Raw genomic sequence first — 25,569 nt, forward strand, 5'->3', positions numbered from 1 at the left:
ATTAGTTAAGCAATGCATTAAAAGTATCGCCTTGTCTTATATCGCCGCTATTGTAACCTTTCATAAACCATTCTTCGCGCTGCTCAGATGAACCGTGCGTGAAGCTTTCCTGATTCACGTATCCTTGTGCTCTTTTCTGGATATTATCGTCACCCACTGCTGCCGCTGCGCTCATCGCTTCCTGTATATCGCCAGGCTCAAGAAACTTTTCACGGCTGTCGGTTTGTTTTGCCCAAAGTCCGGCATAGAAATCAGCCTGGAGTTCATTAGCAACAGAAACTTTGTTTGTTTCCGCTTCGGAATATTTTCCGCTTTGTCTCAGCTGATCTACTTTGTCTAATGTTCCTAAAAGTTTCTGGATATGATGACCATACTCATGACCAAGAACATAGGCAACGGTGAACTGTCCTACTTTTGCCCCAAACTTCTGCTGGAGCTCATTAAAAAAGCTCATATCCATATAGATCGTTTCGTCAGCAGGGCAGTAGAATGGACCCATTTCGGATTGTGCAGTTCCACAACCTGAACTGGTCGCACTTTCAAATAAGACAACTTTGGCCGGTCTGAACCGGATTCCGTTTTCCTGAAATACTTTTTCCCAGGTTTCCTCATTTTCAAAAGTCAGCATTTTTATGAATTCCCTGATGTTCAGTTCTTCCTGAGAAAGATTTCGCTGTTCTGTTTGTTGAGAAGAAGCTGCGTTGTTATTGAGTATTGCAGAAGGGTCGCCGCCTAGAAAGAAAACAATGGCTGCAATGATAATTGTTCCTAATCCTCCGCCAACCATCATGCCGCCGCTTCCACCGGAACCGCGTCTGTCATCTACGTTGTCGCTTCTGTCGTTTGTCCATTTCATCTGGTAATATTTTGTGTTTTAAAATTAATATTTTCTTTTTGATAATAAAGAAGTTTTTAGGAACATTCTTTTATCATTAGCCCCGATAGAAGCGGCATCCTTTTTTGTCTTTGCGCCAGAAGGTTGTTCCGGACTGTTTGCCTGTTCCGCAATGACAAAAAAGATATAGCGGATAGCGGGATAAAGCTCCTGAAAAAAATTAAGAAAATTTGGAGTTGAAGTCAATCATCTTCAGAGCTGTGACGGCTGCTTCTACGCCTTTGTTGCCAAGGTTGCCGCCACTTCTGGCAATAGATTGTTCTTTCGTGTCGTCTGTCAAAACGCAGAAAATCGCAGGTGTGTCTGTCAATATGTTGCAATCTTTGATGCCTTGTGTTACGCCAGAACAAACGTAATCGAAATGAGGTGTTTCCCCACGGATGACGTTGCCAATTGCAATCACCGCGGCGAATTTATTGGAGCGGCAAAGTTTCATGGTTGCAAAACTCAGTTCAAAAGCACCCGGAACATAATAAATGTGGATGTTTTCTTCTTTGATGCCTTCAGCTTTCAGTGTTTCGACAGCACCGTTTCGGAGATTGTAGGTTACAAAATCGTTCCACTCAGAAACAACAATGCCGATAGAATATTCATCGGCATTGGTTATATTGAGTGGCTTATAATCGGATAGATTAGTTGTTGCCATTGTTTAGTAGTATTTTGTCATTTCTATGAACGCATCGGATTGTCCGTTGTCATAATCCTGGTATTTTTCGTCGATAGTTGAGAAATATTTTTTAGCATCTGCATTTTTCTTAAGTGCTAATGCCAGCATTCCTGCTTTTTTTGTGAAATAATATGTCGTGTATGCATCGTCAGAAGCGGAAGCTGCTTTGTCAGCCATAGCAAGAGCATCATCAGCCTTGTTAAGATTAGAAAGACAATCTGCCATTGCGCCATATTTCAGAGCGACTAACACTTTGTTTCCAGAACTGAATTTGTCTAACAAATCATACGCTTTCTGAAAGTTTCCTTTTTTGAACTCGATTAGACCGGCGTTGTAAGCAGATAATTTGCCCACTTTTGTACTTCCATATTCTTCATAAGTTCCAATGAAACCGGGATTCGCTACAGATTTTCCACCAAGTGCCAGATCTTCTTTTCCGTCAGTCAGGTTTTTCTGAGCTGCCAGATAGCTTTTTGTAGCTTCTTGATTTTTTGGTCCCAAAATGAATTGCTGATATCCGAACCATCCCAAAACTGCGAGAATCAGGACTCCGAAACCGATACTTAGTGCCCGGGCATTTTTTTCTAAGAATGACTCGATGTTAAGTGCTTCTTTGTCAAGGTCTTTGAAGAATTCTACGGTTTCTTTTCCTTCCTGTTCGTTTTTTTTGTTATGCAGATCTGCCATAATTTTTTAATAAATAGAATGCAAATTTAATGTTTTCCTTTTGATATGCAAAAACTTCTTTTTCTGAGGGTTAATTTATTTTAATATTTTAGAATTGAATAAACTTCTGCATCGAATTTTTTGAGCCTATCCTTTCCGTTCAGATCTTCCAGATCTATCAGGAAACTGAATTGTGCAGGGATAGCACCTTGCTTGGAAATCAGCTTTGCAGCAGCTTCTGTTGTTCCTCCGGTGGCTAAAAGATCATCATGAATCAGAACACGCTGCCCTGGTTTCAGATGCCCGGTTTTCATCTCGATTTCTGCCGAGCCGTATTCCAGATCGTATTTTTCGCCGATAAAAGGCGGCGGGAGTTTCCCCGCTTTTCTTATCAGAACAAAAGGAATGTCCAGCGCAACGGCAATTGCAATTCCGAAAAGATATCCTCGGCTTTCGATACCACAAACCACATCTACTTTTCCTCTGCTGAAACTGGCCAGATCGGCAATCACTTCTTCATACAGCTTTGGCTGGAGAAAGATCGGACAGATATCCTTAAACTGAATTCCCGGAATCGGAAAGTCAGGGATATTTTCAATTGTTTCCTCTAATTTTTTTATAAGTTCTGCAGATGCCATTTTTATGGATTGTTGATTTTATAAGTGGTGATTTTCCAGGTGTTGTTTACCGCTTTCAGCCCGTAAGTCACATTCAGAGATGTTGTTTTTCCGTTTTTGTCCGTCACATCATAGGTTACATTCACGTTAGCGGAATTATCTTTGTTGTAAGGGACAGAAATATTTTTGATATTAATATTTTTCACAGAACCAAAACCTGAAATCGGGTTCGAGAATTTGTCATAAGAACCCCAGTTTGGATTTTCTGCAGATTCATAAGCCGCTTTGAAATTCTGAGTTGACAGGTTACTAAGGAATTTTGTTACCGTTGATTTTGGATCAGCAGTTACTTTTGCCGGGGTTGTTGTCGTCGGATTTTCAACACCAGGAGTTAATTCAGGATTCTGGCCGATTTGTGTAGAATCTGTAACTGCCGACACCGGCGGCGTATAAAGCGCTTTTCCATTTACAGGAACACCGGTTTTTATCATTTGTAACAATTTTTTTGTCGTTTTTACACTCAGCTTGATATCGATTTTATCCTCAAATATCTTTTCTTTCGGAAGCTTTGAGTATAGAATCGTGAAACCACGGAAAGCGGGATCTTGCATCAGGTTTTTTGAAGTTGATATTTTATTGCCGCCGCTGGAGATTTCCATAATCGTTTCCAATGCAGCCCCATCGAATTCTACTTTATTTCTTCGGTTGTCAAGCAATTGCGGAACGATTACCAAACCTTTTGAACCAGTAAGGCTGTCTCCGGCAATATTTCTGACCACAACGCCGAGGCTCGCCGCATCAATATCATTCGGGTCTTTTTCAGAAGCCGTTTCATTCCCGAAAATATTCATTTCACCAAGACTAGGCGGGGCAGTACTGCTCCAGGCAATCCCGTTTTTCTGGGCCACCTGATCTGCCATTGCAAAGATTTCGTTTGTTTTTTTACCATCCAGAAGTTTTCCGAGTGCTGCAATTTCTGCTACATCGCCATCGGCATCTACGCCAAATGTTTTGAGAATGTATAAGGCCTCGTTGAATTTGACCTGCTTCAGCGTCGGCAGGCTGGAAGCCATATCATTGATGCTTTCCTGAAAGCTCATTCGGCTGCTGCCGTCCACGCTTGTTTTCTTGCAGCTCACGGTAAGAATCAGCATCGCTGCTAAAAAGGCATATTTTATATACTTCATTTTCAGTAAGATTTATTTTTAAAAATAAGAAATAAGTTTGAATTGCTCACCTTATATCATTCGCTATGCAAAATTAAATTTTAAATTTATAATTTGCTGATTTTTCAAAGAAAATTGAAAAGAGCCTTACTGTGTGAAATAAGGCTCTCACTATTGATTGTCAAAACTAATTTTTATTATTTAACTAAAATTTATAACGACTAAAAATAATTCGTGAAGTTTAACTAAGTTATTTTTGGATGATTAATTTTTTTCGTTGTACACCTTTATCATTTAAAAGTTCAATAAAGTATATACCACTTGTGAGCTTAGAAACATCTATCTTATTTTCAGAATTCTGAATATTAAGAATTAATTTACCACTGGAATCAAAGATTTTGATTTTATTAAATGATGATATTAATTTGATATTTACAATATTCTTTGCAGGATTTGGGAAGAGTTTTATTTTTTCGTCTAGAGTTAGTAAATCTGAAGTTTTAAGTGAGATTACTCCCTGTATTGCTGTTGTAAAATTGATAGTAGCAGTATCTTCTAATACATTATAATTACAAGTCATTTCATTCCAAGAGGTATATTGATTTACTTTTAGAACATAATTACTATTATTAGGAATATCAATAAAGAAATCATTGTCATAAATTGCTACAGCAGTATCACCACCAAATTGACTTTTGTAATAACAAACATTTAGTGTGATGATATTCTGATTAATCTCTGTGTTGTATGACAAATAAGCACTTGTAGATGTGGGAAAATAAAGTTTCAAATGAACCTTAATTTGGTCTGCGCCATTTTGCGAAGCTTCAAGATTCATTATATACTGGGAGTACGTTATGCAATAGATAAAAAAAAGAAATAGAGTAAAATTTTTTTTCATAGCGTTTGATTTTTATAAGTTAAATATAATCAATTTTTATCTGTTGACAATCAGTTTTTTACGGATTTTATATCTGTCATTTGATAGTTCCACGAAGTAAATTCCGTTACTAAGTTTATTAACATTAATATTATCTCAAGGATTCTGAATGCTGAGAGCCCTACACAATTGATAAGCTTTCGGATTAGGTTTTAATCAATCAAATTTTTCAAAGAAAATTAAAAAAGGTAACTTTACGGAAAATTAGAGTTAATGCAGAACAAATTGGTTATTGATATTCACAGTTTTTCTTACAAAAAGAAAGGAATTCCTAAAGATGATTCCGGAAACGGCGGCGGTTTCGTGTTCGATTGCAGAGGGATCCTAAATCCCGGAAGAATTGAAGAATATAAATCTCAAACCGGAAATGATGCAGGTGTGCAGAAATATCTGGAGAACAAAACAGAATTTCCCAAATTTTTTGAAGCGGTAAAATCCATCTTATCCATCAGCATAGAAAACTATTTAAGCCGAGGTTTTGAGAATCTTCAAATCAACTTTGGCTGTACAGGCGGACAGCACCGTTCGGTATATTCTGCAATTAAAACCGCTCAATTTATCAGAGAACAATTCCCTGAGGCTGAAGTAAAAATCCATCACGACGAGCAATTGCACCTCAATCTATTATCCATCAATGATAATTAATCTAAGAATTTATCATTCATCATCTATCAATTATCATCTACAAGTATGAAAGCATTACTATTTGCTGCGGGAATGGGAACCCGGTTAAAACCCTTCACCGATAATCATCCGAAAGCTTTGGCGCAAGTCAATGGTGTGGCGCTTTTGGAACGAAATATAAAATACCTTCAGAGTTATGGTATCAATGATTTTGTCATTAACATTCATCATTTTGGAGGACAGATTTTGGCATTCCTGGCAGAGAACGATAAATTCGGCGCCAATATCGAAATCTCCAATGAGTCCGAAGAACTTCTGGAAACTGGCGGTGGACTATTATTCGCTAAAAGATTCCTCGAAAACGAAAAGACCTTCCTGATAATGAATGTCGATATACTGACTGACCTTAACATCAGCAATTTTATCAAAATCCACGAACTGAAAGGCGGAATGGTAACTTTGGCAGTCTCGGACAGAGACAGCTCCCGGAAGCTGATGTTCAATGACAAGATGTATCTCAAAGGTTGGAAAAATCTTACGACCAACAAAAAAACCATAGTCGGCGGGATTTTCAAACTCAGGGAACTGGCGTTCAGCGGGGTACATTGCGTCAATTCTGAGATATTTGGGAAAATCACAAGAACCGGCAAATTCTCCATTATGGACGAATATATGGACTTAATGAAAGAAGATATTATAATTGGTTATCAGCATACATCTAACCTAATCGATGTCGGCAAACCCGAATCTATTGCTGAAGCAGAAAAATTATTCAAATGACGAAACAAGACGAAGAACAAAGATTGCATGACAGTCTCAGACAGAAAACCTGGGATGAGACGATTACAAAAGACAGCTGGATGGTTTTCCGCGTGATGTCTGAATTTGTGGACGGTTATGAAAAAATGGCCAGAATAGGCCCTTGTGTTTCCATTTTTGGTTCGGCCAGACTGAAGCCTGACAGCTATTATTACAAAATGGCTTCTGAGATTGCTAAGAAAATTACAGAGATTGGGTTTGGAGTCATTACAGGAGGCGGTCCGGGAATCATGGAAGCCGGAAACAAAGGGGCCAGCGGAAACGGAAAATCTATAGGGCTGAATATAGAACTGCCTTTTGAACAGCATTTTAACCCATATGTCGACAAAGGCTATAATATTAATTTCGATTATTTTTTCGTTAGAAAAGTAATGTTTGTGAAATATTCTCAAGGCTTTGTGGTGATGCCTGGCGGATTCGGCACCTTGGACGAATTATCGGAAGCACTGACTTTGATTCAGACCAACAAAATCGGAAAATTCCCAATAGTGCTGGTCGGAAGCGCTTTTTGGAGCGGGTTGCTGGACTGGTTCAAAGATACCCTGATGAAGGAAGGACTGATTGCTGAAAAAGACTTGTCACTATTTCGCGTTGTAGACAATGCTGATGACGCTGTGGCACATATCAAAGCATTTTATGATAAATATTCTGTAAGTGTGAATTTCTAGCTTATGGCATATAATTTGACCAAAATATTACAATAAAAGTTATTTAAAATTACAATAATGAAAAAATCAATACTTATCTTATCTCTTGGACTTTTGCTGTTGAGCATTTTCAGTTTCAGAGATATAGATTTCTTTTCATCGATGACAAAAGTAGATTACATCGACGGAAGCAAAACGCTGAAATTCACTACAAAGCTTAATACAACCCACATCTCTCAGGCAGTAAAAATTGATCCTAATACGGCAGCTTTCGATGCTGAGGTTAAGAAATATATCAATAATAATGTAGATGTGTCAGTGAATGGAACTGCAAGAACCTTAACTTTTACAGGCAGCCAGGTCAATGGTGAATCCGTTTGGGTTTATTACGAAGTTTCTAATGTTTCGGAAATTTCGAGTCTTAAAGTCAGAAACAGTATTCTGATAGGACAGTTCCCGAAACAGGTCAATATTATGAATGTCACTTATAAAGGAACCCTGAAAACTGTGAATTTCCAAAAAGGAAAGGAAACCTCAGAGATTACTTTTTAATAAAATTAACCGGTAAATCAGCCGGTTTTTTTATTCTGTTTCGATTATGATGTTTTCATCTTTGTTTTTGAACTGATGATCTTTATCCATCATTTCCTGAAGGTTTAGTTTTACTTCGATGGTTTTATCATCCAGCTTTTTTATCCAATCATGCTGACCTCTGACAGACTTGATTTTTTTATCAAATACAAGCTTGTTGGTAATATCAATCTGAATCATTCCCAGCATCGATTCAATATTTTCTTTGTCTCCGCCGTTAGACTTATCTCCCGTTCTGAAAATATTCTGTAAATCTTCCTGAGACAGCATCAGATTTTTAGTTTCAATCTTTAAAATTTTCCCGTCCCAATTATCAAAAGAAGAATTATTCATCAGCGCAGCGTCTTTTCCCATCAGTGTTCCTACAGATGCGATTTCTTCCTTTGTTAGAGCTTCTGATTTTACGGAAAACCCAGAGAATTTTTCATCGGCAAAATTTCCTTTCATAAAGATTTTTTTCATCAGTTTGATAGAGTCCGGATTAGTCGTCACCTTCCCTTCATCTTTTTGAAAGTCATAGAGCGTTCGCCATTCTTTCGGATAGTTTTCCATTTTCATGAAATCATTATTCTGATTGAGAGAATCCGGCATAAAACCCTTCATCATTTCCAGAGCCTGAGACATATCCATATCGGTTGCAAAGCTCATTTTTTTGTCCGAGTAGTAATGATTAATGGTGGAAATAGAGCAGGAATGCAGTGTCATAATCCCAATTGCGAGAATCACAAGGTTGCGGATAAGTTTTTTCATATTAATAATTAATTTTGCCTTGCTGTAGCGAATTTAAACTTAATGAAAATTATGGTTTTTCAAATTTAATCTTAATGGCAGTTCGTATGATCTGTATGGAAATCTTTCGAATTATGATTCACCTTCAGTGATTCTGATTTTGGAGAAATGTAAGGAATTCCAAGTTCCAATCCTCTCAGAATGAATAATCCGCCCAGGCAGATCATCATCACTGGAATGACTTTTAATATTCTTAGCCGGAATGCTGTCGTTATAAAATTTCCCAGAAGAACGACTGCGAACATAAAAGGAAAAGTCCCGATCCCGAAAAGAAACATAAAAAGTGAACCTTGCCAGATTCCGCCAGTTGCCAAAGAAGCGGTTAATGCCATATAAACCATTCCGCATGGTAAGAATCCGTTCAGGACTCCGGTTGCAAGACGGGATTTGTAATCCGGACGCTGAAGAATTTTTCCAAGCTGCATTTTTACTTTCAGCAACGCTTTGGAAATGAAAGGAATCTTAGAAGCAAAATCTTTTCCGCCAAAAGAAAATATGGCCATGATGATCAGTAAAACACCAACAAAAACCGTCAGATATTTCTGAAATCCGGCGAGTTCAAAACTCTGTCCGATAATTCCCAACACTGCGCCGAGAATAGAATAGGTCAATATTCTGCCTAACTGATAAGTGATATTCTGCAGATAGTAATTAGCTTTCTGATTTTTGGTAAGTCCCATCGACAGGGCAATAGGTCCACACATCCCGATGCAGTGAAACCCGGAAGCGAATCCCAAACCAACTGCCGATATGATGAGCGCTATTTCCATAAAATGTCATAATCTACCTGATAAGGTTTTTTATTGGCTGACCATTTTAGCTTCAAAGTATAAGAACCCGGACTAATGACTTTTCTTGGAATAATAAAAGTATTGCTTTCTAATGTGATTTCTTTTTTGACATCAAGGTTAGAATCTTCTGTTCTGAACAATACAAAACTTACTTTTTTGCCATCAGGCTTTATGTTTTCAGGAAAAGTGATTTGTATACCGTCGGCTGTGGATTTATAAACAGGCGGTGTTTCCAGCTTGGCAGCATTATCTTTAGCATCGATAATCTGTTGGTATTCCAATTCTTCTTCATAATAATTGTTGGAAATCATATCGGCATTTTGTTTCCCCATCGGGAATACAAAAATCAGAAACAAAATGAATATTATAAAACATCCCAATGCGATCGCCAATCCGTGTCCCCAATGTAATTTTTTCATTCTGATCTTTTATTAAAATTGAAATTTGAAAGGTCCTTCAAAATAAGTATTATAAGAGTCCAGCAGTTCCCCGTTCATATCATAAACGCCAAGTTTCAGATTTTGTTTTGATAGTTTGATCTGACTCTGAGGAAAGCTTACATTGATAGTTCCTTTTATCATAGCGTCCCTTTTCAGTACAATTCTGTTGGAAGCACTGGAAGTGATTTCGCCATTTTCAGGCTCAATAATTTTAATGATGACCGTTTTTGTCTCATTGGACTTATTGAGGAAAGTATAGTTGTATGTATTGGTGATTTTTCCATCTCTCAAGAAGAATGTTGATCCAGGAGGTTTCAGGAATTTGGCTTCCATTTCTCCTCTGTTATAAAGCAGATAGCCCAAAAATCCTACAAGCAAAGACAAAATCACGCTGTAGATTTTCATTTTACCGGAGAATTTGAAACGTTGTTGTTCTTCGATTTCTTTTTCAGAGGCATAACGGATTAACCCAGTCGGTAAACCCACTTTTACCATTACTTCATCACAAGCATCAATACAAGCCGTACAGTTGACACATTCCATCTGCAAACCATCACGGATGTCAATTCCGGTGGGGCAGACAACCACACATTGCTTACAGTCGATACAATCACCTTTTCCTACAGATCTTCTATCTTCTCCTTTTTTCCATTTTGAACGGTTTTCTCCTCTTTTATGATCATAGAAAACATTGATGGTTTCTTTGTCAATCAATACACCCTGCAGTCTTCCATATGGACAGACCATGGTACAGACCTGTTCCCTGAACCATGCAAAAACAAAATAAAATGCAGCAGTGAACAAGATCATCACCAAAAAGTTAGTAGGCTTTGCAAAAGGACCTTCCTGCATAATTCTGAATACTTCCTCATATCCGACAATATACATGAACATAATGTGGGTAATGACCAAAGAGATCACGATGAAGATCGACCATTTCAGTGAACGTTTCCAGATTTTTTCTGTATCCCAGCTTTGGTTGTCCAGTCTTATCTGTTTATTTCTGTCTCCTTCTATTGCATATTCTATCCTGCGGAATATCATTTCTAAAAATATGGTCTGAGGACAGATCCATCCACAAAAAATCCTTCCGAAAGCAACGGTGAAAAGTATGATGAATATCAATGATGTAATAGCACCCAATGCTAATATAAAAAAGTCCTGAGGGTAAAAAGGCTGACCGAAAATAAAAAACTGCCTGTCTATTATATTAAACATTAACAATGGATTCCCATTGAATTTAAGGAATGGCAGCGTAAAATAGATGGCTAACAGGAGAATGCTTACGAGAACTCGGTAATTGGTATATTTTCCCTTAGGTTTTCTTGGATAAACCCAGCGTCTTTTTCCGGTATTATCCATTGTACCAACAGAGTCTCTGAATGTTTCAGCTTCTACGACCCAGCTTTCTGCTTCGTTGTATTTTTTTTCTGTTGTACTCATATCATTTTAGATAAAAAAAGAGATTGTCCCGAAAATGAATTATAAATCCTTTTCAAACATCATTCCGGAAGAATAATGTTTTTGACAATCTCTTTTATATGTATTAATTAGATTTTTCCCAATGAGCTTCTGTTCCCTGAGGAGCAGCACCTCCTTGTGCAGGAGTAATAGGAGCTTGTTCCTGGTTAATGTGATAGACATAAGCCGCAACTTTTTCTATATCATTACCGGTAAGAACACCATTTTTACCCCAAGCCTGCATCGTTGGATTATTTTTACTTCCGTTTTCAACCATATAAAAAACATTTTTGAACAAAGTTTTTTCAGGCTGATTGATCCAGAAACCGTCAGTAAGATTTGGTCCGATTCCTCCTTTTCCTCCTTCACCATGACAAGTTACACAATTGGTCTGGAAGATTACTTTCCCTTCTTCTACATTATCTTCGGAGAATTTTGCCGTTTCGATGGTAGCCTGCGGAACCGTTTTCATATAGTCTTCTACAGCTGCGATCTGCTCTTTATATTCCTGGTCATATTCTTTATAGGGGTGAGCAAAATCCGTAAGGAAGTATGATGTAACATACAACACACAATAAGCAACACCAAAGTAGAAAAGGCCTAGCCACCATTTTGGAAGCTGATTGTCTAACTCCATAATACCATCAAAACCATGGTCGATAAGCATGTCTTTTTCTTCCTTTTCAGATTGACTCTTGAATGCGCCGTTCCAAAGATATTTGAAATAAGGAATCTGAGTTTCTGCAAGATAAGCCGCTTTTTCTTCGTCGGTCATTTTCTTGAATTTCTCATTTTCTATCAGATCACCAATAGCAGTCTGGATAAAAACTACAATGATACTGATCACGGCTGTTCCCAAGAAGTATTTGGATGTCAGAAAATCAGATGTCTGAGCAAACATATAAAACACAACAAGCAATAATCCCAGAACGATTAAAATATTAATATAAGCGGGTGTTCTTCTTTTCATGATTAATTATCTTTTAAATTACAAAGTTTGGTTCTCGTCTTCATCTTTTTCCAGTGGTGCATTTTCTTCTTCACTATAATATTTTTTTGGTCTGTTAATAACAATATAAACGACAACCAAAAAGAACAAGATGAAGATGATCATGGCCAAAGTCTGGAAAAAACCTGCATTTTCCACATTGGAGACGATGTCTTTAAAACTTTGCGGAATCATTTTATTTAATTTTAATTACTAGCAGTTTTTACTTCTGTAGTTTTAATATCGGTACCTAATCTCTGCAGGTAAGATATCAATGCTACGATCTCTCTCTTCTCAAGTGGTACAAATTGCTCGCCAGCTTTTGCTTTATTGGCTTTTGACTCATCAAAAGATTTTTTCACATCATCCGCTTCTGCAAAAATATTTTTAACGATCGCATTGGCCTGATTGTTCATCCAGGAATCCATAGAGTCAATCTGAGCTTTCGTATAAGGAACATCAAAAGAATTTTTCATCAGTTCCAGCTTAGCTTTTGTCTTGCTTCTGTCAAGTGTATTTTCGATTAACCACGGGTATCTCGGCATGATAGAGCCGGCCGATGTTGATCTTGGGTTATACATATGCTTGAAGTGCCAAGAATCTGGTCTTGCACCACCTTCTCTGTGCAAATCCGGGCCAGTTCTTTTGGAACCCCATAAGAATGGTCTGTCATAAATGAATTCTCCTGCTTTAGAATATTGGCCGTTCTTACCGTTAAATCTTACAACTTCATCACGGAAAGGACGGATCATCTGAGAGTGACAAGCATTACAGCCTTCGCGGATATAGATGTCTCTACCTTCTAATTCCAGCGGAGAATAAGGTTTTACAGCAGAAATGGTAGGGACATTATCCTTCACGAATATTGTTGGAAGAATTTCTAATGCGCCACCAATTGCTAATACTATAAAAGATAAAATTGATAAATAAAGCGGTGTTCTTTCTAACCAAAGATGGAAAGTTTCGCCTTCTTTTCTGCCTTTTTTCACATTTGCCAAAGCTGGTGCTTCTGCCGGAACTTCTTTTTGGAAAGAACCTTTTCTTGCTGTTGCAATAAGGTTAACAACCATAAGAATTGCTCCGGTGAAATATAATAAACCACCCACAAATCTCATTTTGAAATATGGAAGTATTGCCGTTACAGTATCAAGCCAGTTTTTATAAACTAAAGTTCCATCAGGATTAAATTGTTTCCACATCAACCCCTGAGTAAATCCGGAGATATACAATGGAACCGCATAAAAGATGATCCCGAAAGTTCCCAACCAGAAATGCCAGTTAGCCAATTTTACAGACCATAGTTTGGTTCTCCACATGATTGGAACTAAATAATAAATTACACCAAATGCCATGAATCCGTTCCAGCCGAGTGCACCTAAGTGAACGTGACCAATAACCCAGTCGGTAAAGTGACCAACTTTGTTTACAGTTTTAGTGGCTAAAAGCGGTCCCTCAAAAGTTGCCATACCATAACAAGTAACAGCCACCACGAAGAATTTAAGCACAGGATTTTCTCTTACTTTATCCCAGGCTCCTCTTAGTGTAAGAAGTCCATTCAACATTCCTCCCCACGACGGTGCAATCAGCATTATCGAAAAACCTGTTCCGACAGCCTGAGCCCATGCCGGTAAAGCTGTATATTGTAAATGGTGAGGACCTGCCCAGATATATACAAAGATTAATGACCAGAAGTGGATAATTGATAATTTGTATGAAAAAACGGGTCTGTCTGCAGCTTTTGGCACAAAGTAATACATCATACCTAGAACTGGTGTTGTCAGGAAAAATGCCACTGCATTATGACCATACCACCATTGTACCAAGGCATCTTTGACACCTGCATAAGCTGAATATGATTTCCATCCCGTGAAAGATAATGGGATTTCTAAGTTATTGAAGATGTGAAGCATTGCAACCGCAACCCAGGTTCCGATGTAAAACCAGATTGCAACGTACAAGTGCCGAACTCTTCTGATTGCAATTGTAGCAAACATATTGATACCAAAAATGACCCATACCAGCGTGATCAAAATATCAATAGGCCACTCATGTTCTGCGTATTCTTTGGAAGTATTGATACCCATAAAGAATGTAATCACCACAGAAACAAGCATTAGTTGCCAGCCCCAGAAATGAACCCAAGACAATGTGTCACTCCACATCCTTGTTTTCAATAATCTCTGGATTGAATAATAAAATCCGGAGAAGAAGCTGTTTCCTACAAATGCGAAAATTACCGCACTTGTGTGAAGCATTCTAATACGTCCGAACCCAAATGCACCTTGAGAATTAACCAATCCTTGCAAACCTTCGCTACGCAAAGTTCTTATGGTCGGGTCATCTGTTCCCAAGAAAAATTCAGGCAATTCAGGATAAAATAGTAACAACGCAGCTGTAAGTCCTAATAAAAAACCTACCAAACCGAAAACAACCGTCGCAATTAGAAAGGCGCGAACGATCCCGTTGTCATAACTAAATTTTTGTGTTTCCATATGTACAAATAGCAATTATTCTTTTTCGTTTTTTGGAGTTTCAATCTCCTTGTCTGGTTTCACTTCGTCGTCAAATAAAATTCTGACTGCCGGTGATTCATCATCTTCAAATTGTCCCTTTTTTGCTCCAATTATAAAGATAACCAAGAAGATAGCAGCTAAAGAAACGCTGCAAATAATCATTAAATAGAGAATCTCCATACTCGATCGCAAATTTAAGCCAAAACTGTCGTCAAATTTAGTGAAAATTACTGACTTTAGTCAGAATGGTAGAAATATGGATAATTTATAATCGCTCTAAATAATAAGTGTTTTAAATTTTAATTTTAAAATATTTAGAACTCCTAAGCCAGGTGGAAATTGTAGTGAATGTAACAACAGTTACAGAACTTAAAGGCATAAAAATAGCAGCAAAAAGTGGATGCATGTGACCTGAAACAGCAAAGCTAACTCCTACGACATTGTAACACAAACTGATTATGAATGTGAATTTTACAATTTTGATAGCATCTTTGGAAAGCTTCAGGAATTTGTCCAGTTCGGGGATTTTTTCACCGTTCATAATCACGTCGGAAGAAGGTGTGAAGGAATTGCTGTCATCTGCAATAGCAATTCCGACATTACTCTGTTTTAGTGCGCCGGCATCATTCAATCCGTCACCAAGCATCGCTACTTTTTTACCTGCGTCCTGAAGTTTTTTGATAAAATCCAGCTTGTTCTCCGGGTTTTGATTGAATTTCATCTCGGAGATATTCGGAATCAGTTTTTCCAGAATTGGTTTTTCGGAAGAGTTATCGCCGCTCAAAATATTGATGCTGTAATTTTTTAAATCTTGGAAAAGTTGAGCCAGGTTATTCCGGTATTCATTTTTGAAGATGAATTTTCCAACGAACTCTCCGTTTTTGCTGATGTAAACGGCGGTTTCCATATTCTGAGATTCCTGCCCGGTAAAACTTCCAGAACCAATTTTATAAGTAATTCCTCTTACTTTTCCTTGGTAACCTTTTCCGGAAATTTCTTCAAAATTTTCAATTTCAAAATAATCATCATTCAATTCAAAATAATCATAAAGGGATTTGGAAAGTGGATGATTGGAGTTTTTAAGCAGAGACTTAATATTTCTCAAATCAAATTCATCGATTTCTGTTCCGATAAATTTGATGTTTGTCTTTTTATTTTCAGTAATAGTTCCGGTTTTGTCAAAAACCAATGTGTCAACTTTGGCCAGCCTTTCAATGGTTAAAGTGTCTTTTACATAGAATTTATTCCGACCAAGAATTCTCATGATGTGCCCGAAAGTAAAAGGCGCAGACAACGCTAATGCGCAAGGGCAGGCAACAATCAGAATGGCGGAAACCACCTGAAACATCTTTTCAGAATCGATGGTTGCCCAATAAATTCCGGCTATTAGAGTGATTCCTAAAATTACGACAGTGAAATATTTACTAATCGTATTAGTCATTGTGTCCAGGCCGGTTTCAAATTTTTTGAATGCCTCTTTGTTCCAAAGTTGAGTCAGGTAACTTTGATCAACACTTTTGATCACCTCAAGTTCCAAAATCGAACCTGATTGCTTCCCGCCGGCAAAAATTTTATCGCCAGGTTTCTTAGAAATGTGTGCTGATTCTCCTGTGATAAAACTGTTGTCAATATTTCCTTCGCCTTTAATCAGAATGGAATCTACAGGTATAATTTCCTGATTTCTGACCATAATTCTGTCGCCAACAGCCAAATCGGATAACAAAATGTTTTCCTGTTTTCCGTTAAAATCGACTTTTGTTACAGCAATCGGGTAAAATGATTTGTAATCTCGGTCGTAGGATAAGGAATTGTAAGTTCTTTTCTGAAAGGTTTTTCCAAGCAACATAAAGAACAGCAATCCGCAAAGTGTGTCGAAATAACCTGGGCCATAATCTGTTACAGCTTCGTAAATACTTCTGCCATAAAGAACAAAGATTCCCAATACAATCGGAACATCAATGTTGATAATTTTATTCTTTAAACCGTACCATGCAGATTTATAATAATCTGAAGCAGAGTAAAATACAACAGCTGTTGCCAGTAAGAATAAAATAATTCTGAATAAATGCTTGAAGGAATGAAACCACACGTCATCGCCTGAAATATATTCAGGGAAGCTGAAAAACATCCCATTTCCAAAAGCAAAACCAGCAACAGCTAATTTGATTAATAAGCTTTTATCAAGTTTGTCCTGTTTTTTCTCTGCAGTTTCCAGATTGATAACGGGTTTGTAACCGAGATTGGTTAGGAATTTGGCGACTTCACTAAGTCTGATTTCGTTTTCTTTGAAAGAAATCTGAACCGTTTTTCGGGTAAAATTAACCTGAGAATATTTGATTTTATTATTAATCGTATGAAGACTTTCCAATAACCAGATGCAGGAAGAGCAATGAATTACAGGGATTTTAAAAGTCACAAGTGTTGTTCCGCCTTCGGAAAAATCGACGACTTTGGTGAATATTTCCGGTGTGTCCAGATAATCGAACTGTGCATTGTTTTCATTACTCGGGCGGATTCCGGAATTTTTATTGATGTTGTAAAAATTATCCAGATTGTGAAAATTCAGAATTTCATAAACCGATTGACAACCGTTGCAGCAAAAGATTTTCTCATCGAAAAGAAGCCTTTCTTTGTCGATTTTCTGACCGCAGTGAAAGCATTGTTCAGCCATTAAAAAATACTCAGATATTTGGTTTGCAAAATTACGGCAAAATTCTTGGGATATAGTGTTAAAAAGTCTTATTTTTGCTGACAAATGTCATAGGTATGTCTCTTGAACAACAATTGGTTATAGAAGAAAATTTCTCAAAAGCATTTAACAAAGAATCTTTACGCGAAAGTCTTAAGTCTGAAGATTTTGAAGTTTATAACAATGCACTCAAAGTATTAGAATTCTCAAAAGGTGATGTCGTCTTCGATGACGGTGAATCACCAAAAGGTGTTTATTTTATCGAAAAAGGAACAGCAAAACTTTCAAAATCAGGCGTTTATGGAAAAGATCAGATTCTGAGATTCTGTAAAGAAAATGATTTGATAGGTTACCGTTCTTTGCTTTGTGGCGAGAATTTCCAGGCCAAGGCGGAAGCAATGACGCCGATGAAAGTTCAGTTTTTGCCATCTGATATTTTCCTTAGATTATTGGAAAATGATTCCAGATTATCTTATGCGATGCTTCAGAAAATCGCTTATGAATTAGGCGAATCTGCAAACACGGTAACCTTCCTTGCACAAAAAACCGTGAGAGAAAGATTAGCAGAAATCCTGATTTTGCTGGAACAAAAATTGGGAACCGATCCGGAAGGTTTCATCAAAATCTCTCTAACAAGAGAAGAAATTGCTAACCTTATTGGAACTGCAACAGAAAGTGCCATCCGATTAATATCCGAATTCAAGCAAGATGATTTGATTGTGGTTGAAGGAAGAAATATAAAAATCCTGAACAGAGAAAAATTGATAAAGCTTGGTCACGTTGTGATGTAAACGAAATCAATAAAATTCACAAATTAACAATGAAATTTCATTGTTAATTTTTTTTTCATACTTAATTCCAAATAAAATGTCTGTACATTCTGAAATCAAAAAAATCACGACAGAAACCTTACGAAAAATGAAATTCGATAAGGAAAAGATTACAATGCTGACGGCTTACGATTTTACAACAGCAAAAATGGTGGACGCAGGTGGCGTAGATTCAATCCTTATTGGAGATTCTGCTGCAAATGTGATGGCTGGCCACGAAACGACTTTGCCAATCACGCTGGATCAGATGATATATCACACACAATGCGTAGTACGTGGCGTGGAAAGGGCTTTGGTTGTGGCAGATTTGCCGTTCGGAACGTATCAGAGTAATCCCGAAAAAGCTTTGGATTCTGCTGTGAGAATGATGAAAGAAGGCGGTGCGCATGCTATCAAAATCGAAGGTGGAAAAGAGATTGAAGAATCCATCAGGAAGATTGTAAATGCCGGAATTCCTGTTTGTGGGCATCTTGGATTGACGCCGCAAAGTATCTATCAGTTCGGAACTTATAAAGTGCGTGCGAAAGAGGATGCTGAAGCAGAAAAATTGATTTCTGATTGTAAATTGTTGGAAGAATTAGGATGTTTCGCTGTTGTTCTGGAAAAGATTCCGGCAGCACTTGCAAAAAAAGCATCTGAAAGTATTTCGATTCCGACAATCGGGATTGGAGCCGGACAAGATTGTGACGGACAGGTTTTGGTTTATCATGATATGGTTGGTATGAATCAGGGTTTTTCTCCGAAATTTTTGAGAAGATATCTGGATTTATATACCGAAATTACAGGCGCAGTTTCGCAATATGTAAGAGATGTAAAAAGTGCTGATTTTCCGGATGATAAGGAAAGTTATTAATTCATAATTAAAATAAATATTGCCCTTTCAGACTTCAAAACCTGAAAGGGTTTTAATTATAACATCATCAGAATGATTCAGAAATTGAAAAAAAATTTATCGTTTTCTATTTTAATATTGTCAGTGGTTTCGTGCGTTTGTCATCAGACAAAATTCGGGACAAGGACAGAAATATTTGACAAGAAAGATTCATTGAAATCGCTTGCGAGAATTAAAGAAATCAAAAATCTTGATTATTCTGATTTCAAAGCTGGGAAATTTGATAATGGAAAAGTTGTTGTGAATTATCGTTTGTTAAAACCGAAAAATTTGAATCAAAACAAAAAATATCCTTTGGTTGTGGTCTTCCACGGTTCAGGTGCAGTTGGTACAAACAACACTTCTCAAATGGGCGTTTTGTCCAAAATGTGGTTGCTGCCGGAAAATCAGGATCACTATCAGGCTTATGTTTTGTCGCCTCAGTTTCCTGTCCGTTCCTCAAATTATCATCTTGATGAAACCCGAAATGTTCCAGTTTCTGAGTCCAATGAACATTTGGATTTGGTTTTAAAGTCAGTCGATTCTTTAGTAATTAATGAAAATATTGACCTAGATAGAATCTATGTGATGGGTTTCTCAATGGGTGGCGCAACAACTTCCAACGCCATTTCCAAAAGGCCAGATTTGTTTGCCGCAGCAATCAATGTTGCAGGAATTTCTCAGTTTGATAAAATGAATCAGCTCACAAAATTACCCATCTGGATTGTCCATGGAAGTCAGGATACGGATAATTTTCCTCAAAGTAATTTCAAATTTTATGATGAAATGAAATATAAAGGAAGGGTTTTTCTTTGGGAATACAAAGACAAATACCATAACAATATTCTCTCTGCCGAGTTGGTTGATAAAATTCCGGAATGGCTTTTCAGACAAAATAGGTAGTTTTAAATATTTTTATTAATTTTAATGAAATATTTAAAACACAAGAAGATGAATTATCGTAAAGAAATACAAATCATCATTGATGACGAGAATTTAGGATTCGAAGAATGGATCTCCCGTTATCCAATCGAGGAATGTCCCCGTTTAATTCTCGAGTATAAAAATTTTATTCAGAAACTTGCTATTGAAAATGGTGATTTCGAAGCCGTAAACGATTTACAGCAATTGGACGAACTAGCGGAGAGAATTGAAAATTTTACTATTGATATTTTAGCTGAAAGGCAGGAGAAATCCAATAAGGCGGAAATTTTGCTGGAAAAATTAAAAATCCTACAAGAGAATCTTATGCAAAATGCGTCAACAGAAATCCTTGTCTCTGAAGAACTTTTGGATGATTTGCGCGAAGTTGTGGAATTTCTCAGAAGCAATGGCATGTATGATGAAGAAAAGTGGAAAAAACTGCAGCATTTGTTATAATTACTAATCAAAAATGAATCAAAATTTTGACGATTACCAAATCGTTTACGAAGACAATCATATGATGGTCATCAACAAAAAAGCCGGACAGCTAGTTCAGGGTGATAAAACCGGTGATTTGTCTTTGCTGGAATTGATAAAAGATTTCATCAAAAAAAGAGATGGCAAACCGGGGAATGTTTTCTTAGGGCTGGTTCACAGGATCGACAGGCCAACTTCTGGATTAGTGATTTATGCCAAAACTTCCAAAGCTTTATCAAGGCTGACAGTTATGGTAAAAGACCGTGAAGTCAGGAAAACCTATTGGGCAATTGTCGGAAAAGCGATGATTCCTCAATCTCAAAGACTTGTTCATTATCTTCAGAAAAATGAGAAAACGAATAAAGCCACCGTTTTTATAAAACCAACCGAAAAAGCTAAAGAATCTATTCTTAATTATCAAATAATCAAAACTTTGGACAATTATCAATTGCTGGAGATTGATTTAGAAACGGGTCGTCATCATCAGATCCGTGCGCAACTTGCGAAAATCGGCATTCCCATCAAAGGCGATCTGAAATACGGCGCACCACGTTCTAACCAAGATGGCGGCATTTCACTGCACGCCAGAAAACTGGAGTTTGAGCATCCAGTTACAAAAGAAAATATTAAGATTATTGCTCCTGTTCCGCAGAATGATGCGATCTGGAAAGCTTGTGAAGCATAAAAAATCCGAAAATATTTCTTTCGGATTTTTGATTTTATAATGTAGAAGTGTCTTCTTTCTTTTCCTGATTCAGCAAAATGGGAGCTTCTTTTGCCAATTTGTTTTTGGTCGGGATTTTATAACTGAAAGAAAGTCCGAATGTTCTTGTGTCATTCTTGTTCCGGATGTAAACGCTGGGAAACGCATTTGTTGTTCTCAGATTGGTTTCATTGGTGTTGAAAACATCGTTGGCAAACAAAGTCAGCGTCATTCTATCTTTATCGAATTTCCTTGATAAAGATAGATTCAAAGTATTGTAAAACGATTTGTTTGGATAGAAAAAGAACTCATTTCCTTTGGTTAAGTAAGTGTAATTAGCATTGAACTTAACCTTGTAAGGCAAAATGAATTGTCCTGAGACATTATAAGTCCAATAACCTTTTGGATTGATGATCTGATCGATTTGTTGCAGCTGGTAGGAACCATACAGGAAGATAAAACTCACCTGATCGGGATTCATATCCATTTTCATAATGTCTTTGAACGGTGTGTTGAAAATCGCCAATGGGATAGGGAATCCGATATTGAAATTATGCGTTTTCATATGGTCAAGATTGTCGCTGGTCTGGAAAATAGCATCGCCTCTTCTTTCCACGATCTGCACGACCTGATTTTTGGCGTTAGTAAAATTATAGCCGATAAAAGCATAGTTCAACGCACTTAATTTAACCTCAAAATTATCATAAATAGTTGGTTGTAAATTTGGATTGCCGGTAAAGTCGATATTATTTCCACCATATCTTGTATTATTTGGATTTAAGTTAGCAACATTCGGCAAGGTGATTTTCTTATTATAATTGATGTTGAAGAAAGCAACTTTAGGAATGATGTTGTACTGAATACTTGCATTCGGGAACACTTTGAATTTTTCAAACGGTCGTAAATTATCGTAAGTTCCCTCTTCAAAATTTAAACTTGTTCCATTGATGTTATAATATTCTCCGCGAAGTCCCAAAACGAATTCCATTTTACCTTTAGTTGCACTAGCTTCGGAATAGAAGGCTGTTGTTTTACTTTTATAATCCAAATTCTTGATACTATAATTATCTGCAGAAAATTCCAATTGGTCGTAGTAGGCACCTAAACTTATTTTTCCTTCGTCCAGAACTTTGATAGGCTGAGCATAATCAATCCTGAAGTTGTAAACATCCTGATTGGAACCGTTTTTGCCGACATTCTTAATTTGCGAAAATACTGGAAAAATCTCCTGATTGGCTTGCTCAAAACTATTATTGAAATTGGAATAAGAACCTTTAAATTCTAACTTTTTATTTTTATCAGCAAATTTTTTCTGATAAGTTGCAGTCACTTCATTTCTTGTATTGCCCTGATCAATTTTGTCTTTATCAATTGATTCTTTTCCCTTGTCCAGAGAATAACCATCCACATAACGGTCAGAAGATCCGAAAGAAAGGTTATAATTCAAAAGCAATCGGTCTTGCCCAATGTCAAATGTAAACGCACTTCTCAAATATTGATTTCTGTTAATATTGTCATTGTACAATCTGGAAATCTCATCGATTGTAGATTTTGTTTCGCTTTCGTTGTAAGATTGCCCTACATTTAACTGCCATCCGAACCATTTGTTTTTGGAATTCAGCGTCAGACTATTATTGAATTTACTTCTGTAATGATCATAATTGCTGAATCGGTAACCGCCGGCATAAGTGGCAGACAAATAAGATTTTGCATTTCTGCTGGTGATGATATTGATGATTGCACCGCCAGAAGTAGCGGGAAACTCTGCGCCAGGCTGCGTAATGATTTCGATTCTTTCTATGCTGTTCGCAGGAAGTCCTTCCAGATATGTAGTCAGCTGCGTGCTGTAGATGTTCAGCGGTCGACCGTCCATATAAACATCCAGTGTTTTTCCCTGGTAAATCATTCCGGCCATTTCAGACACTACCAAACCAGGGATTTTTTGTAATCCTTCCAAAGTGTTGCCGGAGTTAAGATGCGGTTGCTCAGAAAAATCGTAGATCGTTCTGTCTGCTTTTTGTTCTACGGCTTTTTTAGTTTTGGTAATATTGACTGCTTCAATTTCTTTTTCCTTCGCATCGTCTTTTTTAGGGGTTTCCTGCGCAAAAGAGATTTGACTGAGAAACAAAGCAGATATCGGAATAATAGATTTTAACTTCATAATTTAGTTTGTAATTTATTAGACTCAAAATCTGCTTGTTTGTTACATTATTATTGTGCTCTGTCCTTTTCATCAAATTTTATATTCTTCTTATTGAATTTTTTATTATTCCCGAAAGTATAATTCAGGCTTATTCTCAAACTTCTGCCATCCCAATAGTTGTTGAAAAATTGACTGTTGTCCTTATAATACATATCGCCGCGAAATCTCTGTGCAAAAATATTAGTTACTGTTGCATTGATTTGCAATTGTTTTTCCATCAGGGAAACTTTGATTCCGGAAGTTAGATCCAGATAATTATGAAAATGAGAATTCACGTTATTGTTTGGCAAACTCTGATCATAATTCAGGAATAAAGCAACCGTCCTTTTTTTGTTCAGTATAAAAGTGTTGTTGATCGAGTAGCTTAAAGATTTTCCTCTCTGTGCTTCCGCTTCGATGCCGAAAACTTCCGAAGTTTGGATGGTTGCATTCAGAGTAAAAGTTGCTTCCCAGAATTTGAAGAAAGTATCGGTGTATGAAGCATTCATTCCGTAGAAATCGTTGTTGTAATAATTCAGATAACCGCCTGTTTGGGAAATTCCGTCCAGTGAGCCAATTTGTCCAAACGCATTTTTTAGTTTTAAATAATAAATGCTGGTGGAAAATTTATTGTCAAAAGTATAACCCAGTTCATAATTACTGATGTAAGAAGGCGTCAGTAAAGGATTTCCGGAAGAATAGGAATACGGATTTTCATACCAGCGGAACGGATTCAGATTGCTCATGCTCGGGCGGTTGATTCTTCTGGAATATGAAAGGCTGAACACATTTTTCTCATTTTTGTAAGACACAAAAGCGGAAGGAAACCATTGTCCGTAATTGAAATTGTTCACGGTGCTTTTTACAAAAGTATTTTCATATCGGATTCCGGCTTTCGTTTCCCAATGCTCACCGAAGTTCTTCGCAAAACTTCCGTAAACAGCGTAATTTTCTTCCTGATATCTGAACTGACTTCCTTTTTCTTCATCAATGATGTAGTGATTGTTTTCAAGATTCAGATATTTCAAATCTGCAGAATTTCTGAATTGATTAAACTTTACGCCGGTTTCAATCGTTCCAAAAGAAAAAGGCAATTCCAAATCTGCCTGAACAGAGAAAATCTGTGGCTGTACTTTCGACAGGGTTTTCACATTCTGAACGGTATTTTCGGGAAGAGATACAGTTGAAAAATTCACTTCTGTATCATTAATGTTTTTAAAGAAATTTCCGGCGAAACTCAACTTTTTTCCGAGCGAATCCAACTTCAAATCATAGTAAGTACTGAAAGTATGCGTTGGTGATTTTTCCCTGTGAAAAGTGTTGGTGATCAGATTTGTTTCTTTTAAAGCTGAACTTATATTTCTCGTTGTGTTCAAAATATTCATTCCGTTTTTGTCCCCACCATAAATATATTCTATCCCGATTTCAGAATTCTTATTGATTTTATAAGAAGCATTCAAGCTCGGCGTCAAATCCCGCCACATATCTTTTCTTGTAGATTCGCTGTAGTTCCGGGATTCTCCAAGAATATTGTATCTTTCATTTGAACGTTTTGCACCTTCAATATAGCTTGTTTTTAGACTTAAACTAAATTTATCGGTTTGGTAATTCAGTGTGCCATTCGTGCTTCCGTTGTGGTAAGTTCGTTGCGTCAGTCCGGAGCTGATGTTTCCGCTGAATCCAAGATTCGGGTTTTTCTTAAGAATAATATTAATCAATCCACTGTTTCCCTGCGCTTCGTATTTAGACGGTGGACTGGTAATTACTTCAATTTTCGAAATATTCTCTGAACGTATTGATTTCAGATAATTCAAAAGAGCAGCTCCGGAAAGATTCAGCATTCTGCCATTCAACATTACATTGACTGAGCTTTTTCCTATGATAGAAATCGTTCCCAGGTTTTCATCCACTTTCAGCATCGGAACGTTTGCCAATGTTTCGCCGGCGTCCATTCCTTGGGAAGCGATGGATGCATCGACATTAAAAATCAATCGGTCTGCTTTTCTTTCCAGCAGTTTTTTCTTAACTAAAATATTGACCTGCTCGATTTCTTTTAAACTGTCTTTTTGATTTTGAGAGAAAGTTGCTGTTGATAAGAGTGTTGCGATGAATAGATATTTTAGTTTCATAATTTCTAATAGTTTAATTTCTTGGTACAAAAGTATTTTCAAACTAATTTTTATGAAATAGCATTTAGATTTGACCCAATTTTAATCCGACCAAAATATTTTCATCGGTAAAAAATCGAGGTTCATAGAATTTGACAAGAATAATTGATG

Annotated in this window: 27 protein-coding genes; 9 read left to right on the forward strand and 18 right to left on the reverse strand. The window is 37.0% G+C overall.

Features of this window, described 5'->3' with window-relative positions; genetic code table 11:
- Position 1 precedes the first annotated feature (1 nt).
- The 7 genes from ypfJ to BUA97_RS17485 all read right to left on the reverse strand — a co-directional run bounded on the left by ypfJ (position 2) and on the right by BUA97_RS17485 (position 5,041).
- The gene (gene ypfJ, locus BUA97_RS09180; protein ID WP_072997553.1) at positions 2–856 is read right to left on the reverse strand and encodes a KPN_02809 family neutral zinc metallopeptidase; all 855 of its coding nucleotides are present in this window, start codon (positions 854–856) and stop codon (positions 2–4) included.
- Positions 857–1,055: 199 nt separating this feature from the next.
- Positions 1,056–1,541, reverse strand: a complete 486-nt coding sequence (ribH, locus tag BUA97_RS09190; protein WP_072997555.1) for a 6,7-dimethyl-8-ribityllumazine synthase — start codon at positions 1,539–1,541, stop codon at positions 1,056–1,058.
- 3 nt (positions 1,542–1,544) lie between these two features.
- Positions 1,545–2,249, reverse strand: a complete 705-nt coding sequence (locus tag BUA97_RS09195) for a YfgM family protein (RefSeq protein WP_072997556.1) — start codon at positions 2,247–2,249, stop codon at positions 1,545–1,547.
- An 80-nt stretch (positions 2,250–2,329) separates the two neighbouring features.
- Positions 2,330–2,866 (reverse strand): adenine phosphoribosyltransferase, encoded by a 537-nt coding sequence (locus tag BUA97_RS09200; RefSeq protein WP_072997557.1) that lies wholly within the window; start codon positions 2,864–2,866, stop codon positions 2,330–2,332.
- Positions 2,867–2,868: 2 nt separating this feature from the next.
- Positions 2,869–4,032: an NTF2-like N-terminal transpeptidase domain-containing protein gene (locus BUA97_RS09205; RefSeq protein WP_072997558.1), complete on the reverse strand. Its 1,164-nt coding sequence runs from the start codon at positions 4,030–4,032 to the stop codon at positions 2,869–2,871.
- A 229-nt stretch (positions 4,033–4,261) separates the two neighbouring features.
- Positions 4,262–4,849: a T9SS type A sorting domain-containing protein gene (locus tag BUA97_RS09210; RefSeq protein WP_072997559.1), complete on the reverse strand. Its 588-nt coding sequence runs from the start codon at positions 4,847–4,849 to the stop codon at positions 4,262–4,264.
- A 99-nt stretch (positions 4,850–4,948) separates the two neighbouring features.
- The gene (locus BUA97_RS17485; RefSeq protein ID WP_072998557.1) at positions 4,949–5,041 is read right to left on the reverse strand and encodes a T9SS type A sorting domain-containing protein; all 93 of its coding nucleotides are present in this window, start codon (positions 5,039–5,041) and stop codon (positions 4,949–4,951) included.
- 123 nt (positions 5,042–5,164) lie between these two features.
- Between BUA97_RS17485 and BUA97_RS09220 the strand changes: the two genes are divergently transcribed.
- From BUA97_RS09220 to BUA97_RS09235, 4 genes are read left to right on the forward strand one after another with little or no spacing between them, the layout of a single operon-like run.
- Positions 5,165–5,596 carry a RapZ C-terminal domain-containing protein gene (locus BUA97_RS09220; protein ID WP_072997560.1) on the forward strand — a complete coding sequence of 144 codons (432 nt, stop codon included), beginning with the start codon at positions 5,165–5,167 and terminating at the stop codon, positions 5,594–5,596.
- Positions 5,597–5,641: 45 nt separating this feature from the next.
- Positions 5,642–6,355, forward strand: a complete 714-nt coding sequence (locus tag BUA97_RS09225) for a nucleotidyltransferase family protein (RefSeq protein WP_072997561.1) — start codon at positions 5,642–5,644, stop codon at positions 6,353–6,355.
- On the forward strand, positions 6,352–7,062 hold the full coding sequence (locus tag BUA97_RS09230; RefSeq protein ID WP_072997562.1) for an LOG family protein: 711 nt from the start codon (positions 6,352–6,354) through the stop codon (positions 7,060–7,062). Before BUA97_RS09225 ends, BUA97_RS09230 begins: the two co-directional genes overlap by 4 nt.
- A gap of 57 nt (positions 7,063–7,119) precedes the next feature.
- On the forward strand, positions 7,120–7,593 hold the full coding sequence (locus tag BUA97_RS09235; RefSeq protein WP_072997563.1) for a DUF6702 family protein: 474 nt from the start codon (positions 7,120–7,122) through the stop codon (positions 7,591–7,593).
- 30 nt (positions 7,594–7,623) lie between these two features.
- Here the strand turns inward: BUA97_RS09235 and BUA97_RS09240 are convergent, their stop codons facing one another.
- The 9 genes from BUA97_RS09240 to BUA97_RS09280 all read right to left on the reverse strand — a co-directional run bounded on the left by BUA97_RS09240 (position 7,624) and on the right by BUA97_RS09280 (position 17,285).
- Positions 7,624–8,382, reverse strand: coding sequence for a hypothetical protein (locus BUA97_RS09240; protein WP_072997564.1), 759 nt, complete (start codon positions 8,380–8,382; stop codon positions 7,624–7,626).
- A gap of 71 nt (positions 8,383–8,453) precedes the next feature.
- Positions 8,454–9,191 (reverse strand): sulfite exporter TauE/SafE family protein, encoded by a 738-nt coding sequence (locus BUA97_RS09245; protein ID WP_072997565.1) that lies wholly within the window; start codon positions 9,189–9,191, stop codon positions 8,454–8,456.
- A complete protein-coding gene (locus BUA97_RS09250) occupies positions 9,182–9,631 on the reverse strand; it encodes a FixH family protein (RefSeq protein ID WP_072997566.1) in 450 nt (149 codons plus the stop codon). Before BUA97_RS09250 ends, BUA97_RS09245 begins: the two co-directional genes overlap by 10 nt.
- 12 nt (positions 9,632–9,643) lie before the next feature.
- Positions 9,644–11,095, reverse strand: a complete 1,452-nt coding sequence (ccoG, locus tag BUA97_RS09255) for a cytochrome c oxidase accessory protein CcoG (RefSeq protein ID WP_072997567.1) — start codon at positions 11,093–11,095, stop codon at positions 9,644–9,646.
- A 103-nt stretch (positions 11,096–11,198) separates the two neighbouring features.
- Positions 11,199–12,083: a c-type cytochrome gene (locus BUA97_RS09260; protein WP_072997568.1), complete on the reverse strand. Its 885-nt coding sequence runs from the start codon at positions 12,081–12,083 to the stop codon at positions 11,199–11,201.
- A gap of 18 nt (positions 12,084–12,101) precedes the next feature.
- Positions 12,102–12,296, reverse strand: coding sequence for a cytochrome C oxidase Cbb3 (locus BUA97_RS09265; protein WP_072997569.1), 195 nt, complete (start codon positions 12,294–12,296; stop codon positions 12,102–12,104).
- Between the two features lie 11 nt (positions 12,297–12,307).
- A complete protein-coding gene (ccoN, locus tag BUA97_RS09270) occupies positions 12,308–14,593 on the reverse strand; it encodes a cytochrome-c oxidase, cbb3-type subunit I (RefSeq protein ID WP_072997570.1) in 2,286 nt (761 codons plus the stop codon).
- 15 nt (positions 14,594–14,608) lie between these two features.
- Entirely contained in the window at positions 14,609–14,794 is a 186-nt protein-coding gene (gene ccoS / locus BUA97_RS09275) for a cbb3-type cytochrome oxidase assembly protein CcoS (RefSeq protein ID WP_072997571.1), read from the reverse strand.
- 112 nt (positions 14,795–14,906) lie between these two features.
- Entirely contained in the window at positions 14,907–17,285 is a 2,379-nt protein-coding gene (locus BUA97_RS09280; protein ID WP_072997572.1) for a heavy metal translocating P-type ATPase, read from the reverse strand.
- A 95-nt stretch (positions 17,286–17,380) separates the two neighbouring features.
- Between BUA97_RS09280 and BUA97_RS09285 the strand changes: the two genes are divergently transcribed.
- From BUA97_RS09285 to BUA97_RS09305, 5 genes are all read left to right on the forward strand, one after another.
- Positions 17,381–18,094, forward strand: a complete 714-nt coding sequence (locus tag BUA97_RS09285) for a Crp/Fnr family transcriptional regulator (protein ID WP_072997573.1) — start codon at positions 17,381–17,383, stop codon at positions 18,092–18,094.
- Positions 18,095–18,170: 76 nt separating this feature from the next.
- Positions 18,171–18,986, forward strand: coding sequence for a 3-methyl-2-oxobutanoate hydroxymethyltransferase (gene panB / locus BUA97_RS09290; protein WP_072997574.1), 816 nt, complete (start codon positions 18,171–18,173; stop codon positions 18,984–18,986).
- Between the two features lie 84 nt (positions 18,987–19,070).
- On the forward strand, positions 19,071–19,907 hold the full coding sequence (locus BUA97_RS09295; RefSeq protein ID WP_175546189.1) for a carboxylesterase family protein: 837 nt from the start codon (positions 19,071–19,073) through the stop codon (positions 19,905–19,907).
- A gap of 48 nt (positions 19,908–19,955) precedes the next feature.
- Positions 19,956–20,384 (forward strand): hypothetical protein, encoded by a 429-nt coding sequence (locus BUA97_RS09300; protein WP_139258289.1) that lies wholly within the window; start codon positions 19,956–19,958, stop codon positions 20,382–20,384.
- A 13-nt stretch (positions 20,385–20,397) separates the two neighbouring features.
- Positions 20,398–21,090, forward strand: a complete 693-nt coding sequence (locus BUA97_RS09305; RefSeq protein ID WP_072997577.1) for an RluA family pseudouridine synthase — start codon at positions 20,398–20,400, stop codon at positions 21,088–21,090.
- Between the two features lie 34 nt (positions 21,091–21,124).
- On the opposite strand, the gene BUA97_RS09310 is transcribed toward BUA97_RS09305, so the two are convergent.
- Positions 21,125–23,269 carry an outer membrane beta-barrel family protein gene (locus tag BUA97_RS09310; RefSeq protein WP_072997578.1) on the reverse strand — a complete coding sequence of 715 codons (2,145 nt, stop codon included), beginning with the start codon at positions 23,267–23,269 and terminating at the stop codon, positions 21,125–21,127.
- Positions 23,270–23,319: 50 nt separating this feature from the next.
- Positions 23,320–25,419 (reverse strand): outer membrane beta-barrel family protein, encoded by a 2,100-nt coding sequence (locus BUA97_RS09315; protein WP_072997579.1) that lies wholly within the window; start codon positions 25,417–25,419, stop codon positions 23,320–23,322.
- Positions 25,420–25,569 lie beyond the last annotated feature (150 nt).

The sequence above is a fragment of the Epilithonimonas mollis genome (genome assembly GCF_900142325.1).
In the GTDB taxonomy this organism is placed as follows: Bacteria; Bacteroidota; Bacteroidia; order Flavobacteriales; family Weeksellaceae; genus Epilithonimonas; species Epilithonimonas mollis.